At 70.8% G+C, this 15,656-nt stretch carries 15 protein-coding genes; 5 read left to right on the forward strand and 10 right to left on the reverse strand.

Annotation, left to right across the window (positions count from 1 at the left end; all coding sequences use genetic code 11):
* Positions 1-134: 134 nt before the first annotated feature.
* From G6024_RS16740 to G6024_RS13115, 5 genes are all read right to left on the reverse strand, one after another.
* Positions 135-590 carry a periplasmic substrate-binding domain-containing protein gene (locus tag G6024_RS16740; protein ID WP_235027899.1) on the reverse strand — a complete coding sequence of 152 codons (456 nt, stop codon included), beginning with the start codon at positions 588-590 and terminating at the stop codon, positions 135-137.
* Between the two features lie 21 nt (positions 591-611).
* On the reverse strand, positions 612-1,736 hold the full coding sequence (locus G6024_RS13100; RefSeq protein ID WP_235027900.1) for an ABC transporter substrate-binding protein: 1,125 nt from the start codon (positions 1,734-1,736) through the stop codon (positions 612-614).
* Between the two features lie 153 nt (positions 1,737-1,889).
* Positions 1,890-3,494, reverse strand: a complete 1,605-nt coding sequence (locus G6024_RS13105; protein WP_159148884.1) for an ABC transporter substrate-binding protein — start codon at positions 3,492-3,494, stop codon at positions 1,890-1,892.
* The gene (locus G6024_RS13110; protein WP_082923919.1) at positions 3,491-4,558 is read right to left on the reverse strand and encodes an ABC transporter ATP-binding protein; all 1,068 of its coding nucleotides are present in this window, start codon (positions 4,556-4,558) and stop codon (positions 3,491-3,493) included. Before G6024_RS13110 ends, G6024_RS13105 begins: the two co-directional genes overlap by 4 nt.
* On the reverse strand, positions 4,555-5,523 hold the full coding sequence (locus G6024_RS13115) for an ABC transporter ATP-binding protein (protein WP_067716433.1): 969 nt from the start codon (positions 5,521-5,523) through the stop codon (positions 4,555-4,557). The genes G6024_RS13110 and G6024_RS13115 overlap by 4 nt, the downstream gene beginning before the upstream one ends.
* A gap of 267 nt (positions 5,524-5,790) precedes the next feature.
* Here G6024_RS13115 and G6024_RS17075 point away from each other — a divergent pair, with 267 nt between their 5' ends.
* From G6024_RS17075 to G6024_RS13130, 3 genes are all read left to right on the forward strand, one after another.
* Positions 5,791-6,909 (forward strand): ABC transporter permease, encoded by a 1,119-nt coding sequence (locus G6024_RS17075; RefSeq protein ID WP_067716436.1) that lies wholly within the window; start codon positions 5,791-5,793, stop codon positions 6,907-6,909.
* Positions 6,902-7,825, forward strand: a complete 924-nt coding sequence (locus G6024_RS13125; protein ID WP_067716439.1) for an ABC transporter permease — start codon at positions 6,902-6,904, stop codon at positions 7,823-7,825. Before G6024_RS17075 ends, G6024_RS13125 begins: the two co-directional genes overlap by 8 nt.
* Before the next feature lie 68 nt (positions 7,826-7,893).
* Entirely contained in the window at positions 7,894-8,598 is a 705-nt protein-coding gene (locus G6024_RS13130; RefSeq protein ID WP_067716442.1) for a TetR/AcrR family transcriptional regulator, read from the forward strand.
* Here the strand turns inward: G6024_RS13130 and G6024_RS13135 are convergent.
* Positions 8,554-9,522 (reverse strand): formylglycine-generating enzyme family protein, encoded by a 969-nt coding sequence (locus G6024_RS13135; protein WP_096906946.1) that lies wholly within the window; start codon positions 9,520-9,522, stop codon positions 8,554-8,556. The genes G6024_RS13130 and G6024_RS13135 overlap by 45 nt on opposite strands.
* Entirely contained in the window at positions 9,519-10,103 is a 585-nt protein-coding gene (locus G6024_RS13140; protein ID WP_067716469.1) for a TetR/AcrR family transcriptional regulator, read from the reverse strand. The genes G6024_RS13135 and G6024_RS13140 overlap by 4 nt, the downstream gene beginning before the upstream one ends.
* A gap of 113 nt (positions 10,104-10,216) precedes the next feature.
* On the opposite strand from G6024_RS13140, the gene G6024_RS13145 reads away from it, so the two are divergent.
* Together G6024_RS13145 and G6024_RS13150 are read left to right on the forward strand one after the other, a co-directional pair.
* Positions 10,217-11,116 carry a TauD/TfdA dioxygenase family protein gene (locus tag G6024_RS13145; RefSeq protein WP_067716445.1) on the forward strand — a complete coding sequence of 300 codons (900 nt, stop codon included), beginning with the start codon at positions 10,217-10,219 and terminating at the stop codon, positions 11,114-11,116.
* Positions 11,113-13,506 carry an arylsulfatase gene (locus G6024_RS13150; protein WP_159148885.1) on the forward strand — a complete coding sequence of 798 codons (2,394 nt, stop codon included), beginning with the start codon at positions 11,113-11,115 and terminating at the stop codon, positions 13,504-13,506. Before G6024_RS13145 ends, G6024_RS13150 begins: the two co-directional genes overlap by 4 nt.
* 25 nt (positions 13,507-13,531) lie before the next feature.
* Here the strand turns inward: G6024_RS13150 and G6024_RS13155 are convergent, their stop codons facing one another.
* From G6024_RS13155 to G6024_RS13165, 3 genes are all read right to left on the reverse strand, one after another.
* Positions 13,532-14,716: an NAD(P)/FAD-dependent oxidoreductase gene (locus G6024_RS13155; RefSeq protein WP_096906949.1), complete on the reverse strand. Its 1,185-nt coding sequence runs from the start codon at positions 14,714-14,716 to the stop codon at positions 13,532-13,534.
* A gap of 4 nt (positions 14,717-14,720) precedes the next feature.
* Complete coding sequence (locus G6024_RS13160) at positions 14,721-14,987, reverse strand: hypothetical protein (protein WP_067716453.1); 267 nt, start codon at positions 14,985-14,987, stop codon at positions 14,721-14,723.
* 32 nt (positions 14,988-15,019) lie between these two features.
* Positions 15,020-15,656: aspartate dehydrogenase domain-containing protein (locus tag G6024_RS13165; protein WP_159148886.1), on the reverse strand; the 637-nt coding region annotated here is incomplete at its 5' end.

A 15,656-nucleotide genomic window follows, 5' to 3' on the forward strand; every position in this document is an offset into this window, starting at 1 on the left:
GAGGCTGCTGTCCGCCTGGCCCGCCCGCCCCACCCCGCCTCGCGCCACCCCGGACAGCCGACGGCCCCGGATCCCGTGGAGATGTCTCCGGGATCCGGGGCCGTCGGTGTTCGAGAGGCGGGCGGGCCGCGCGATTACTCCTGGACGAACGCCCCGTCGAAGAACATCGTGGAGTAGAGGCTCGGCGAGACGCCCTTGACGGAGTCGTCGACCACCACGTACTCCTGCGCATTGGCCATCACGGCGAACGGCACGACCCGGTTGTAGACCTCCTGCAGGTCGGTCGCCGCGGCCTTCTGCGCCTCGAGGTCGCCGGCGGCCTTGAACGCCGTCACGGCCTTCGTGAGCTCGGGGTCGTCGACGCCCGGGATGTTGAGTGAGCCACCGGGGGTCATGGCGCTGGCGAAGGTGGAGGCCGGGTCGGCGTCCGAGGGGGACAGCCCGCCGATGACGGCCTCGTAGTCGCCGGTGAACTGGCGGGCCACGACCTGCGCGACCGGCTGGCTCTGGATGGTGACGTTGAAGCCCGCCGCGTCGAGCAGCGCCTTCACCGCCACGCCGGACTCCATGTTCTCCGGGCTGTCCGCCACGAGCAGGGTGAGCTCGCCGTTTCAGTCCGGACGGTCGGCCTTGACCTCGTCGATGAGAGCGGTGGCCTGCTCGACGTCGAACTCGGGGCCCTGCTGCCCGTCGTAGAAGCGTGAGGACTCCGCGATGATGGCGGACGTGGGCTGGCCGAGACCGCCGGTGAGGCGCTGATCGATGAGCTCCCGGTCGAGCGCCATGGCGAACGCCTGACGGGCCCGCTCGTCGGTGAGGACGCCGTCGTATCCGGCGTTACCGGCGTTGAGGTTGACGATGGAGCCGGCGCTGGTGATGGTCTCGAAACCCCGGTCGCCGGCGTCCTGGGCGGCGGTGACGGTCTTGGCGCCCCGCAGGAACCCGACCTGGACCTCGCCGGTCTGGAACGCCTCGTAGGTGCCCTGGGAGCCGGGGATACGGATGAACTCGAGGGTGGGGCAGACGGGACCGCCGTAGTAGTCCGGGTTGGGCTCCAGCACCAGCTCCTGGTCCGGGATGTACTCGGAGACCGTGAACGCGCCGGCACCGATCGGATTGCGGGCCCACTGGGCGGGGTCCGCGGCCTCGTAGGCGTCCTTGGGGATTACCTCGCCCGCGGTCCCGGCCAGCAGGATCGGGAAGCCGGCCCACGGCTCGGTGAGCGTGAACTCGACGGTCAGCGGGTCCGCCACGCGGGCCTGCTCCACCTGCATCGCGTCGGTCATCGCGTTGGAGACGGTCTTCGGGTCCTTGTGGAGGTCGATCGTGAACGCGACGTCCTCGGCGGTGAGCGGATCGCCGTTGGAGAAGGTGACGCCGTCGCGGAGCGTGAGCGTCCACACGGTGTTGTCGTCATTCGCCTCGAGCGACTCGGCCAGCTTGGGCTCGAACTCGGCAGCCTCGGGGTTCCACCGCATGAGGCGGTCGTAGACGGCCGCGGACTCGGTGGCCCCGCGGACACCGAACTGGCCCTGGCCGGGCGCGAACGAGGGGAGCATCGCGTACTCGCCCATGGTGATGGTGCCGCCGACGCGGTCGGCGGTGCAGCGCTCGGACTGGTCCGGGGCGGTGGCGCCGGAGGCCGAAGCGGTGGGATCGGCTCCGCCTCCTCCGCATGCGGTGAGCGCGAGGGTGGTCGCGGCGAGGACGGCCAGGGCGCTGGTGGCGCGGGTCATCTGTTCTCCTGATCGTGAGGGGCGGCGGGCCGGTCGGCCCACCGCTCATAGGTGTTTCCGGCACAGAGATGCCCCGGGCTCTCACCGGTGGGCGGGAGCCCGGGGCACGTCTGTGTGGTTCGGGCGCGGCCCGTCAGGACCGCGGGGGAGTGATCACTCCTTGACGAAGGCCCCGTCGTACAGGACGGTCGAGGACAGCGTCGGGGTGAGGCCACCGACGGTGTCGGCGACGGCCACGTACTGCTCGGCATTGGCGATCACCGTGAACGGTTGCACCTCGTTGAAGACCTCCTGCAGGCGCGTGAGCGCGGCCTTCTGCGCGTCGAGGTCGGGCGCGGCCTTGAGCTCGGTCACCGCGGCGGTGAGCTCGGGATCGTCGATGCCCGTGAGGTTGGTGGCGCCGTCCGGGCTGAAGGCGCTGGCGAAGGTGGACGCCAGGTCGGCGTCGGAGGGGGCCAGGCCGCCGATCACGATCTCGTAGTCGCCGGTGAACTGACGCGCCGTGACCTGCGAGACGGGGGCGTTGTCGATGACGACGTTGAACCCGGCGGCGTCGAGCATCGCCTTGGCGATCACGCCGGCCTCGATGTTCTCGGGGCCGTCGGAGATGAGCATGCGCAGCTCGCCGTTCCAGTCGGGACGGCCGGCCTTGAGCTCGGCCACCACGGACTTGGCCTTCTCGACGTCGTAGGCCGGGCCCTCCTGGCCGTCGTACAGGCGGGACGAGTCGGCGACCAGTGCGGAGGTCGGCTGGCCCTCGCCGTCGTACAGACGCTGGTTCCACAGGTCCCGGTCGATCGCCGCGGCGACCGCCTGGCGGGCGCGGACGTCGGTGAGGATGCCGTCGTAACCGGCCTTGCCGGAGTTCATGTTGAGCACCGAGCCGGAGCTGATGATCTCCTGGAAGCCGCGGACGTCCTCGTTCTGCGCCATGGTGGTGAACTTGGCGCCACGCAGGAAACCGACCTGGACCTCGCCGGTCTTGAAGGCGTCGAAGGTGCTCTGCGAGCCGGGGATGCGGATGAACTCCAGGGTCGGGCAGACGGGCCCGCCGTAGTAGTTCGGATTGGGCACGAGCACGGTCCGCTGATCGGGGATGTACTCGGCGACGGTGAACGCGCCGGCGCCGATCGGGTTACGCGCCCACTCCTGCGGGTCGGCGGCCTCGTAGGCGTTCTTCGGGATGACCTCGCCGACGGTGCCGGCGAGGGTCACGGGGAACCCGGCCCACGGGTCGTCGAGCGTGAACTCCACGGTGAGCGGGTCCACGACGCGCGCGTCGGAGATCTCCATCGCGTCGGTCATGGCGACCGAGCGGGTGGCGGGGTCCTTGTGCAGGCCGACGGTGAACGCGACGTCCTCCGCGGTGAGCGGGTCGCCGTTGGAGAAGGTGACGCCATCACGCAGGGTGAGGGTCCACACGGTGTTGTCGTCGTTGGCCTCGAGGGACTCGGCGAGCTTGGGCTCGAACTCCTCGGCCTCGGGGTTCCACACCATGAGCCGGTCGTAGACGGCCGCCGACTGCGCGCCGCCGCGGACACCGTACTGGCCCTGGCCGGGCGCGAAGGACGGGAGCATGGAGAACTCGCCCACGGTGATCTCGCCGCCGGCCCGGTCCTCGGTGCACCGCTCGGACTGGTCGGGGGCCTGGCCCTCGGCGCCGCCGGAGGCGGAGGTGGACTCCTCCCCGCCGCCGCAGGCGGACAGGGTCAGGGCGGCGGCCGCGAGGACGGCCATGGCGCTGGTGGTGCGCTTCATCGATTCTCCTGGAGAGGGTGGTGGCACGCGACCTGGTGGCCGGGTGCGATGTCGACCAACGGGGGGCGTTCGGTGGCGCAGATGTCGGTGGCCAGTGGGCACCGGGTTCGGAATCTGCATCCGGATGGGGGGTTCAGGGGCGAGGGCAGCTCGGAGCTGGTCGCGGTGATGGAGTCCTCGCCGAGCGTGTCGGCGAGCGTGCCGCCGAGCGTGGGCGCGGACGAGATGAGGAGCATCGTGTACGGGTGGGCCGGGGCCCGGTACAGCGACTCGGTGTCGGCGACCTCGCAGACGGTGCCGAGGTACATCACCGCCACGCGGTCGGCGATGTTGTGCACCACCGACAGGTCGTGGGAGATGAAGATCATCGTCAGGCGGTAGCGCTCCTTCATCTCCTCGAGGAGGTTGAGGATCTGTGCCTGCACGGAGACGTCGAGGGCCGAGACCGGCTCGTCGCACACCAGCACCTCGGGCTCCAGGACGAGTGCGCGGGCCAGGGCGATGCGCTGGCACTGCCCGCCGGAGAACTCCGACGGGCGGCGGCCGCCGGCGTGCTCGGGGTCGAGTCCGACGGCCTCGAGGGCGGCGTCGACGCGGCGACGGATCTCCTCGCGTCCACCGTCGACGCCCTGGATCTCGAGGCCCTCGGCCACGATGTCGCGGACCCTGCGGCGCGGGTTGAGGGAGGACACGGGGTCCTGGAAGACCATCTGGATCATCTTGCGGGCCCGGGTCAGGGCCGCTCCGGACAGCGAGCACAGGTCCGTGTCGTCGACCATCACGCGCCCGGAGTTCGGGCGGGGCAGCTGCAGCATCGCCCGGCCGAGGCTGGACTTTCCACAGCCGGACTCGCCGACCAGGGCCAGTGTGGAGCCGCGGGGGACCGTGAGGGAGACGTCCGAGACGGCGTGGACCGTGCCCTTGCGGGTGTGGTACTCGACGGTCACGTGGTCGACGACGAGTTTGTCGGCCCCGTGCTCGTCGACGACGACGTCGGCATCGGCCGGAGGGCCCGCGGCGTCCGGCTCGGCCGAACCGGTGAGGTGGGGGGAGGGGACGGTCATGATGCCTCGCTGGTGGTGCTGGAAGTGGCGGGGACGAGCGGGTGATGGCACGCGGCGCGGTGGATTTCAGCGATGGGGGCGGCGAACCGCGGTGTCACGTCGGGTGCCGTCGCCAGGTCCTCGAGCGGCGGATCCACGGCGAGGCAGTCGTCGGCCACACGCGGGCAGCGGGGTGCGAACCGGCAGCCGGCGGGCATCTCCCGCAGGTTCGGCGGGCGACCCTCGATCACGGTGAGCCGGGTGTGCGGCGGCAGGTCGGGACGCGGGATCGAGTCCAGCAGCGCCCCGGTGTACGGGTGTGCGGGCTCGTCGAGCAGGGCCCGGGTGTCGCCCACCTCGAGGAACCGTCCGGCGTACATGACCCCGATCCTGTCGGTGTGCTGCGAGACCACCGCGAGGTCGTGGCTGACGAGGATCATCGCCATGTCCGAATCGGCCTGCAGCCCGTGCAGCAGGTCGAGGATCTCGTGCTGCACCGTCACGTCGAGCGCGGTCGTGGGCTCGTCGGCGATGAGGAGCTTGGGCGAGCAGGACAGGGCGATCGCGATGCCGACCCGCTGGCGCATGCCGCCGGAGAGCTGGTGCGGGTACTCGGAGAGCCGGGCGCGCGGTGAGGGGATGCGCACCCGGGTCAGCAGTTCGACCGCGTGGTCGGTGGCCTCGCGGCGGCTCAGTCCCAGGTGGTGGCGCAGCGGGTCGGTGATCTGGCGCCCGATGGTCCGGATCGGGTTGAGCGAGGTCAACGGGTCCTGGAACACCATGGCGATCTCGCGGCCCCAGAACTTCTGCGCCTCGCGCTGGGACAGGGACAGGACGTCCCGGCCGTCGAAGCGGACCGTGGAGCCCTGATCGACGCGGGCGGTGGTTGGCGCGATGCCCATGATCGACCGCACGAGCATCGACTTGCCCGAGCCGGACTCGCCCACGATGCCGATCGTCTCGCCCCGGCGCAGGGAGATGTTCACCCCGTCGACGGGCGTGATGCGACCGTCGGGGGTGTCGATGTGGGTGCGCAGGTCCCGGACCTCGAGCAGCAGGTCGGGGTCCGAAGGCCCGTGTCCGCTGGGTGCTGCGGCGGCGATGGCTGCCTCCTGGGGTTGGTGTCTCGGACGGGGATCTAAGACAACTGCTTAGAACGTGTTGCTGTGATGAGTATCACGGCATAGGGTGTCCACGTCAAGGTGATTAAGAAGCCGCCTCAGGCGGTGACTCAAACGAAGGGGTCTCCCCACGTGCTCAGGTTCATTGGCGAACGCGCTCTGCACGCGGTCGTCGTCGTCGTACTCGCGACCATCGGCGCGTTCTTCCTGATGGAGGCCGTTCCCGGCGACTCCGCGGCATCCGCCGTGGGGCCGGGCGCGACCGCAGAGCAATACCAGGCAGCCCGGGAGGAGCTGGGTCTCGACGACCCGGTCACCACCCGGTTCGCGGAATGGGTCGGCAGTATGGCCTCGGCCGACCTGGGCAACTCGCTCATCCCGCCCAACCAGCCGGTCACCGAGATGATCGGCAACGCGCTGCCGGTCACCATCCAGCTGGCGTTCCTGTCGATCATCCTGTCGCTGGCGATCGCGGTCCCGGTGGCGGTGTGGTCGGCCTACCGCCGTGGTGGGGTGTTCGACCAGGTCGCCTCGGTCGTGTCGTTCGCGTTCATCTCGGTGCCCAGCTTCGTGGCCGGGCTGCTGCTGATCTACCTGCTGGTGTTCAACCACTCCTTCGCGCAGCAGCTCATCCTCGGCGCGGCCGTCGTGATCGGGCTGGTGGTGACGCTGTCGCCGCTGGGCCGTCGGGGCGGGCGCGGGGCACCCGGCGTCACCTGGGGCCGGTCCCTCATCGCCGGTCTCGCGGTGGGTGGGGTGATCGCCGTGATCGCGCTGTTCCTGCCCGAGTTCCCCCGCCAGGGCTACGCGCCGCTGGCCGAGGGGCTGGGGGAGAACCTGCGCAGCATCATGCTGCCCGCGCTCACCCTCGCGCTGATGGAGGTCGCGATCTTCACCCGCGTCCTGCGGACCGACATGATCTCGACCCTGCAACAGGACTTCGTCCTGTCCTCGCGCGCGAAGGGCATGCCGACCGGCCACGTCCTGGTCAAGGAGGCCCTGCGGCCGTCGACGGTCTCGATCATCACCCTCGCCGGCATCAGCCTCGGTCGCCTCATCGGCGGGACGGTGGTCGTCGAGCGGCTGTTCAACCTGCCCGGTATGGGCAGCATGATCGTCGACGCCGTCCAGAACGACAATCTGCCCGTGGTGCTCGGCGGCGTGATCGTCATCGCCGTCTTCTACGTCGTGGTCAACATGACCGTCGACGTCACCTATGCACTCATCGACCCGAGGATCCGCCGTGGCTGACAACGACCCCACCCGTTCCACCGTCGCCTCGACCGCGACCGCGACCATCGCCGCGGAGGCGCCCGCCCGGCGCAAGCTGCGCCTGCCGAAGCTCTCCGCGGTCGGCACCCTGCTCGCCCTCGGGTGGACCGCCCTCATCGTTCTCGGCGCGTTGATCGTCGACTTCCTGCCGCTGGCCGAGGCGCGCGACCCGCAGTTCGCGCTGACGACCCGGTCCCTGCTGCCGCCGGATCTGCTCACGGCGCATCCCCTGGGCACCGACCGTCAGGGCCTCGACATCCTCGGCGGCCTGCTCTACGGCGCCCGGGTCTCCATCGTGGTGGGCATCGGCGGTGTCGTCATCGGCGCCCTCATCGGCGGCGCGCTGGGCCTGGTGGCCGGCTACAAGGGCGGCTGGGCCGACCGGATCGTCTCCATCATCAGCGACGTCCTGCTGGCGTTCCCGTCGCTCATCCTGCTCATCGCGATCGTCACGGTCCTCGACCCGACCCTGCTCAACGTCACCCTGGCGCTGGGGATCATGGTGGTGCCGTCGTACGCACGGCTCGTCCGCGCCAACGCGATGAGCTTCGCCGGCCGCGAGTTCGTCACCGCCGCCCGGTCGCTCGGTGCGGGAGAGACCCGCATCATGCTGCGCGAGGTGGCCCCCAACATCGTGGCGCCGGTGCTGTCCTACAGTTTCATGCTCGTGGCGGTGCTGATCGTCGCGGAGGCCTCGCTGAGCTACCTGGGACTGAGCATTCCTCGGCCCGAACCGACGTGGGGCAACATGATCAGCGCCGGTCAGTCCGATTTCGAGAGGTACCCCGGACTGGTGGGGATTCCCGCCATCGTCCTGTTCCTCACGGTGTTGAGCTTCAACCAGCTGGGCGAGGCCGCCGGCCGCAAGTGGAGCCCCGGAGCGGCCAAGATCTGATCGACGCCGACCGGCCCGGTCCGGCGGCGGTATGGGCACTGTTCAATCAAGGCGGAGGAAGGGGCCCGATGGACCCGACGAATGAACCCTCGGTCGAGGGGGCCGCCCAGGCGAGGGACGCCAAGACGGCGATGCTCGAGATCGCCGAGCAACTGATCAGCGAGCGCGGTCTGGACCGTGTCTCGATGCGCGACGTCGCCACCGCCGCCGGGCAACGCAACAACTCCGCGGTGCAGTACCACTTCGGCAGCCGCGACGGTCTCATCCTGCAGGTGCTGCGGCGCCGGCTGACCGCCCTCGACGTCGATCGCCGGCAGCGGTTGGCGGAGATCGACGAGCAGGGCCTGGGCACCGACCTCGCGGCTCTCGTGCGGGTGCTGTTCGAGCCGATCGTCGAGCTGCTCCGGTCCCAGCCCGAGTCCACCTATTACGCACGGTTCCTGCAGCGGGTCGGACCTGTCATGGCCCCCGGGATCCCGGAGGCGCAGTTGCGCACCGCGACCGACGACGTGGTGGTGCGCCTCATCGATGTGCTCTCCCACCTGCCGCGGCGGGTGGCGTTCGAACGTATCGACCTGGCCACCCAGATGTTCACCGGTGCACTGGCCGTTTACGAGGACCGTCGGGACGCCCGGAACGCCGTGGTCAACGCCGACTTCGACAAGGTCGTCGCCCATCTCTACGACATGGTCGAGGCCGCGCTGCGTGCAGGGGTCGGACCAGGGGAGTCACACGTCGCGGACGCACCGGAAGCCGAGGTTGGCAGTAGCTGAACCGGCGGTGTTCGCGGATCGGGCCGCCACCCGGTATCGGTGGCAGTACGACTCGTGGCACAGGTAGGAACCTCCCCGCATCACGCGCCACGTCTCGTCGCCCGGGCTCCCGTCGGGGCGCGGACCGCGGGGATCCTCTCGGGGCGAGACCGCGTAGTAGCCGGGGTCGAACACGTCGGCGCACCATTCCCACACGTTGCCGACCATCTGGTGCAGGCCGTATCCGTTCGGCCGGAACGCGCGTACCGGGGCGGTCGTCAGGTGGCCGTCGTCGAGCGTGTTGTGGGAGGGGAACCGTCCCTGCCACACATTGAGACCCCACCGACCACGCGGGGTCAGCTCGTCGCCCCACGGGAAGCGGGCCCCGGCGAGGCCGCCCCGTGCCGCGTACTCCCACTCCGCCTCGGTGGGCAGGCGGGCCCCCGCCCATTCGCAGTAGGCCGTCGCGTCGTTCCAGGACACGTGCACGACCGGGTGGTTCTGCACAGCGGTGATCGAGGACCGGCGCCCGCCGGGGTGGCGCCAGTCGGCTCCCCGCACGGCCACCCACCACGGCGTGGAATCCAGGTGGTGGAGGACGTCGGCCGGGTCGGCCTCCACGGCGAGATGGAACACCGGCGAGACGCCGAGGTCCTCCGCGTCGGTCACGTACCCGGTGTCCTTGCAGAACCTGGCGAACTGGGCGTTGGTTACGGCGCACTCGTCCATCCGGAACGAGCGCAGGCTCACCTCGTGCAGGGGTAGCTCCCCGTCGTCGGGGTACCCCTCGTCGAAGTGGTCGCCCATCACCGACGTCCCGCCGGGAATCAGGACCTGCCGGCGGGGACGGTCGGCTCCACGGCCCGGGGACCGCGGGCCCCGCAGGTTCGGCCCGTCGGGAGGGGGCGGGGCGCCCGGTGCGCAGCAGGCCCTCGTCGTCGTCATCGTCCTTCCCCGGCTCCGCGGCCCGTGACCACCTCGGACAGGAGTTCCGCCATCCGCGTGTCGACGTCCTCACGGTCGGCGGCTGCGACGTCCAGGACGTCGAGGATCTGCTCGCGCAGAACCGGCCAGGCATAGATCACCGTGAGGGCGAGCGCGAGGTGCAGTTCGCCGGCCGGCGGGGGATCGGTCATGCGGGACACCGCGCCGGCGGGCCGGACCGAGGCGTCGATCAGCGGCCGCGACACGGCGCCCGGATCCAGGGCAAGCCACACCAGGAGGCGGCTGAAATCCGGGTTGTCGACGGCTCCGGTGAGCATGGAGTGGACGGCCCTGCCGGCATCGTCGTGGTCTCCCACCCGGGCGGTGCCGTGCCGCAGGCCGTCCTCGAGCACCGCCGACAGCAGGTCGTCCTTGTTCCCGATGTGTCGGTGGATGAGGCCGAGGTTCACCCCCGCGGCCTCGGCCACCAGGCGCAGGGGCGCCCGTGGCCCGCGGGCCGCGAAGATCCGGCGGGCGGTGCCGAGAACGGCGCGGCGTACTGCGTCTCGTCCGACGGGGCGATCCGATTCGGGGAGATCCATGGACGCCACTGTAGACGATCGTCTACAGTCACGGTTGAGCACGCTGTAGACAGATGTCTACACCTCGCGCGTCGTCCCCTCGACCAGGCCCACCGGCCACGGAAGGAACCCCCATGCAGGTCACGATCGGCGATCACGACATCGAGTTCGGCCCCAAGCGGATGCGGCTGACGGCCGACGATGCCCCGCCCGCCACCTACCACCACATCGGCGTGCGGCCCGTCACCCCGTTCATCGGAGCGGACGTCGAGGGCGTCGACCTCGCCGCCCCGTCACCCGAGCAGATCTCCGAACTCAAGACCGCGCTGCTCGAGAGGAAGGTGCTCTTCTTCCGCGACCAACAGCACGTCACCGCCCACCAGCACCGCGACTTCGCCGCCCACTGGGGCGACCTGGAGGTCCACCCGCTCCTCGACCAGGGGGAGATCCCCGAGGTCGTGAGGTTCGACCGCGGACAGGACAACCCGGGCATGGAGAACATCTGGCACGTGGACGTCACCTGGCAGGACCGGCCCCCCATGGGGTCGGTGCTGCGGGCGATCCGGGTCCCCGATGCCGGCGGCGACACCCTGTGGTCGGACATGGGCAACGCCTACGACGCGCTGCCGGACGAGATCAAGGAGTGGATCGACGGGCTGACGGCCACACACGACTTCACGCCGTCGTTCGGCCGGAGCATGTCCCCCGACAAGCTCGCCGAGATGCAGAAGCGCTACCCGCCGCAGCACCATCCGGTGGTCCGCACGCACCCCGAGACCGGCCGCAGACTCCTGTTCGTCAACAGCCTGTTCACCACCGGTATCGACGGCATGGACCCGGTCGAGGGCAGGGAGTTGTTGCGGCGCCTGCTCGACCAGGTCAAGATGCCCGACTTCCAGGCACGCCTGCGTTGGGCCCCGGGCACGGTGGCGTTCTGGGACAACCGGGCCACCCAGCACTACGCGTGCAGTGACTACTTCCCCCATCGTCGGGTCATGGAGCGCGTCGCCATCGTCGGGGACGTGCCAGCATGAGCCCGTCAGACGACGCGTTCCCCGAGGCCGGTCTCGACCGTCACGTCCTGCCCGTGCGGCGGCTCGCCGGTCGGGTGCCCGCTGAGATGGACCGCCGCGATCAGCAGGACGGGTTCCCGGGCGTCGAGCAGATCCGCCCACCGCAGGGGGCGCCCAACGTCCTGCTGGTGATGCTCGACGACGTGGGGTTCGGCACGTCCTCGGCGTTCGGGGGCCCCTGCCGCACCCCGACCATCGAGCGCCTCAACCACGACGGGGCGGGGTACACGCGGTTCCACACCACCGCGCTGTGCTCGCCGACCCGCGCCGCGACCCTCACCGGGCGCAACCACCACAGCGTGGGGATGGGCGTGATCGCCGAGATGAGCACCCGCGCACCCGGATACACGGGCATGCGGCCCGACTCGGCGGCCACCATCGCCCGGGTGCTGCGCGGCAACGGCTACGCCACCGGCGCGTTCGGAAAAATGCACCAGACCCCGCCGTGGGAGACCACGGCCGCCGGGCCGTTCGACCGCTGGCCCACCGAGGAGGGGTTCGACACCTTCTACGGGTTCCTGGGCGCCGAGGCGGACCACTTCACCCCGGTCCTCTACGACGGGCGTCGGCAGGTGGACCCGCCCCGGACACCGGAGGAGGGATACCACCTCACCGAGGACCTGGTGGACCACGCCGTCCAGTGGGTCGAGAACGTCTCCACCGTGGCCCCCGACATGCCGTGGTTCTGTTACCTGCCGCTGGGCGCGGTCCACGCGCCGCTGCACGTCCCCGAGTCCTACCGTGACCGGTACGCCGGCGAGTTCGACGACGGCTGGGACGCCCTGCGCGAGCGGACCCTGGCGCGCCAGAAGGAACTGGGAGTGGTCCCCGAGGACACCGAGCTCGGACCGTGGGCGCCCGGTCTGCCGCACTGGGACGAGCTCGACGACGACGAGAAGAAGGTCGCCGCCCGACTCATGGAGCTGTACGCCGGGTTCCTCGAGCACACCGATGACCAGGTCGGGCGACTCATCGACCATCTCGACTCGACGGGTGCGCTGGAGAACACCCTGGTCCTGTACATGGTCGGGGACAACGGCGCCTCCACGGAGGGCGGCCGGCTGGGCGCGTTCAACTACCTCGCCGGACTCAACGGGCTGCCCTCGACCACCGAGGAACTGCTGGCCAAGTGGGACGATCTCGGCGGCCCCGACTCGTACCCGCACTTCCCGTCGTCCTGGGCGCTGGCGCTGAACACCCCCTACCAGTGGGCCAAACAGGTCGCCTCCCACTACGGCGGGACCCGGAACGCCCTCGTCGCGCACTGGCCGGGCCGGATCGCCGAGCCGGGCAGGTTGCGCCACCAGTGGCACCACTGCGTGGACATCGCCCCCACCATCCTCGAGGCCGCGGGTCTGCCGATGCCGCACACCGTGGACGGTGTGGCGCAGAAGCCCCTCGAGGGTATGGGCATGACCTACACCTTCGACCAGCCCGACGCCGCGGACCGGCACACCACCCAGTACTTCGAGATCTTCGGCAACCGCGGGATCTACGACCACGGGTGGACCGCCGTGACCGCGCAACGGGCGCCCTGGCTGATGGCCACCTCCGGCGTCGACCTCACGCCGCTGGCGGACAGTACATGGGAGCTCTACGACACCCGCGCGGACTGGTCGCAGTCCCGTGACCTGGCCGCCGAGCACCCCGAGATCCTCGAGCGGTTGACGATGAAGTTCATCGCCGAGGCCGCGCGGTACGACGTGCTGCCGCTGGACGACAGCACCGTGGGACGCCAGGCCGGCGTCGACAACCGCTCACCCCACCCCATGGGCGGCCGCTCGTCGATCACCCTGTACCCGCACATGGACGGGCTCAACGAGAAGGCCGCGCCCAAGCTGCTCAACCGTGCGTTCCGGCTCACGGCGTCGCTGGAGGTCCACGGCGGCGATTCCCCCGCGGCGGGGTCCTGCGAGGGTGTGCTGCTCAGCCTGGGTGGCCGCTTCGGAGGCATGACGCTGTACATCGTCGACGGGGTGCCCGTCTTCGAGTACAACTTCTTCGGTCGCCACCACGGCCGGGCAGCCGGCAGCGAACCGCTCGCCGCGGGTGCGCGCACCGTCGAGCTCGAGTTCGCCTACGACGGAGGGATCGCGGCGGGCGCGGACCTGCGCCTGCTCGTCGACGGTGAGCAGGTGGGGCACGGGCGGATCGCCGTGACGGCGCCCGCGATGTTCAGCATGAACGAGACCCTCGACATCGGGCGCAGTCGGGGGAGCGCGGTGAGCACCGCGTACGAGGGATCGTTCCCGGTCCGCGGCGCCACGCTCCACCACGTGCAGGTGGATCTCGGTCGCGGCAGTGAACTCCCGCAGGCGCGACGGGACGAGATCGAACTGGCCACCCACTGACCTCGGCGACGGACCGGTCGCCGGGTCAGACCCGGCCGCGCAGGAGCTTGCGGAAGTACACGACGGGCTGGACGAACCGGTCGAACGCGTACGTCATCCGTCGCGGGGCGAAGAGGTCGATCCCCGGCACCGACGGGGCCGGCCGGCCGTCCCGGTCGTGCTCGTCGAGCACCAGTCGGCCCCTGCTCACGGCCACGGGGATGACCGTGTAGCCGTCGTACTCCTTCAGCGGCCCACCGTCGCGGGCGGCGCGCAGGTTGTCGGCCACCACCGCGACCTGGTCGCGCAACGCGCCACCGGACGGGCGGGTGTCCACGGTCGCGGCGTCCCCCAGTCCCCACACCGTCTCGTGGCGCGTGTGGCGCAGGGTGCGGGGGTCCACCTCGACGAGCGTGGCGGCGTCGCCCGTCGCCAGGCCCGAGTCGGCGACGAATCGCGGTGCGCGGCTGTCCGGGGTGACGTAGGCGAGGTTGACGTGCTCGAGGGTCACCGGGGCGGGGCCGTCGAGCGAGACGGTCCGGGCGGCGTGGTCCACAGCGGTCACCCGAGTGTCGGCGTGCACCGTGATGCCGTAGTCCTCGATGAACGGCTGCAATCGGGAGTCGATCTTCTCCAGTCCGAGCAGTCCGCCGAACGGGGTCACCAGGTGCACGTCGATCCGGTCGAGCACCTCGGCCCGCCGCCACCGGTCGCACGCCAGGAACATCGCCTTGAGCACCGTCCCGCCGCAGGATGCCGGCTCGGGCGGAACCGAGAACACCACGGTGCCCTCACGTTCACGCACGAGGGCGGCACATGCCCGACCGGCGTACTCGGGCACGTGGGCGGACACCGCCCAGCCGTCGACGTAGGCCTCCTGCAGTCCCGGAATCTCCTCCCAGTGCGGGGTGAGACCGGGGCACAACACCAGGTCGCGGTAGCTGACGGACGCGCCGCTGTCGAGGGTGACGGTCCGGGCGTCGGGATCGACGCGGGTGGCCGCGTGCGGCACGAGTTCGACCCCGTCCGGGACCACGGTCGCCATGGCCCGCTCGTAGCGGGACATGCGTGCCTGCCCGGCCGCGGCGTAGTTCAGCATCGGCCGGTAGCGGTGCACCGGGCTGGGGTCGATGAGCGCGATGCCGCCCACGCCATCGCGCCTGAGGCGGGCCGCCAGGGAGACCCCGGCATTGCCTGCCCCGACGATCACGGTGTCGAACGCGGCGGGCATGGCTTTAGAACACCTCGAACGCGTAGCCGACGAGGCCGACCACCAGGAGGAGGACGACGATGGCGATGACCACGATCCACACGACGGGACTCGTGCGTCCCGGCTGAGGAGTCGGGCTCTGCCGCTCCGTGGGGGCCTGCTTCCTGGCCGCACTGTCCGACTGCAACGAGGTCGAGTCGGAGTCCGGCGTCACCCCGGCGGGGGCGGAACCGGTGTCATCCACGTCCGGGCTCTGGGCGGGATCCGGGTCTGACGGTCGGGCGTTGGTCATAGTCGCACCTCTCGTTGACTGGGACCCACACGCTAGGGGCTCGGCGGTCGAGCTTCCACCGGTCGGCCTGTCACCGGCCGGTCTTTCGCCTCTCGACGCGAACCGCGGCCCGGGTCCTGGCCGAGCACCACCACGCCCGGCCCCGCCCCGGCCGCGAGACCGGAGAGGACCTCCGCGACCGACCACGCGGTGATCGCCGAGGTGCGGCCGCCGGAGTCGGGGTCCACGGCGTTCTCGAACTGCAGCTCGTAGCGACCCATCGGCGAGACCCACTCCACGACGTGGCGGGTGCGACGGACCTGGGGGTCGGCGACCACGACCACCTCGGTCCGGTCCAATCCCAGCGTGGCCAGCGCGAGCGCGACCGAGGCGTTGGAGGTGAGCGGGAACGCCAGCGCCGCCTCGCGGGCCGACCCGCGGAACACCTCCCGTCGCTCGGTGAGCTGCTCGTCGACGTCCAGCGCGGCCGGGCTCTTGATGGTGTAGTGCCGCAGGAGTGCGTCGTCGGTGCCCGCGCGTGCGGCCGCCGAGAGGACGTCGAGTCCGCCGATCGCCCCGGCGGGGACGAGTACGCGACCGGCGCCCGACCCGCCCGCTAGCAGGTCGCGCGGGTCCGAGTGGCGGGCGAACACCCCGCAGGAGCACACGACCATGTCCCTGCCGGCGGCC

Source organism: Dietzia maris (genome assembly GCF_014144855.1).
GTDB classification, from domain to species: domain Bacteria; phylum Actinomycetota; class Actinomycetes; order Mycobacteriales; family Mycobacteriaceae; genus Dietzia; species Dietzia kunjamensis.

Excerpts from the sequence above, each read along its gene's own strand:
- G6024_RS13140 (WP_067716469.1), bottom strand. The coding sequence starts at position 10,103 with ATGGATCTCCCCGAATCGGATCGCCCCGTCGGACGAGACGCAGTACGC.
- G6024_RS13130 (WP_067716442.1), top strand. The coding sequence starts at position 7,894 with ATGGACCCGACGAATGAACCCTCGGTCGAGGGGGCCGCCCAGGCGAGG.
- G6024_RS13150 (WP_159148885.1), top strand. The coding sequence starts at position 11,113 with ATGAGCCCGTCAGACGACGCGTTCCCCGAGGCCGGTCTCGACCGTCAC.
- G6024_RS13145 (WP_067716445.1), top strand. The coding sequence starts at position 10,217 with ATGCAGGTCACGATCGGCGATCACGACATCGAGTTCGGCCCCAAGCGG.
- G6024_RS13135 (WP_096906946.1), bottom strand. The coding sequence starts at position 9,522 with ATGACGACGACGAGGGCCTGCTGCGCACCGGGCGCCCCGCCCCCTCCC.
- G6024_RS13110 (WP_082923919.1), bottom strand. The coding sequence starts at position 4,558 with ATGACCGTCCCCTCCCCCCACCTCACCGGTTCGGCCGAGCCGGACGCC.
- G6024_RS13100 (WP_235027900.1), bottom strand. The coding sequence starts at position 1,736 with ATGACCCGCGCCACCAGCGCCCTGGCCGTCCTCGCCGCGACCACCCTC.
- G6024_RS13155 (WP_096906949.1), bottom strand. The coding sequence starts at position 14,716 with ATGCCCGCCGCGTTCGACACCGTGATCGTCGGGGCAGGCAATGCCGGG.
- G6024_RS13105 (WP_159148884.1), bottom strand. The coding sequence starts at position 3,494 with ATGAAGCGCACCACCAGCGCCATGGCCGTCCTCGCGGCCGCCGCCCTG.
- G6024_RS13160 (WP_067716453.1), bottom strand. The coding sequence starts at position 14,987 with ATGACCAACGCCCGACCGTCAGACCCGGATCCCGCCCAGAGCCCGGAC.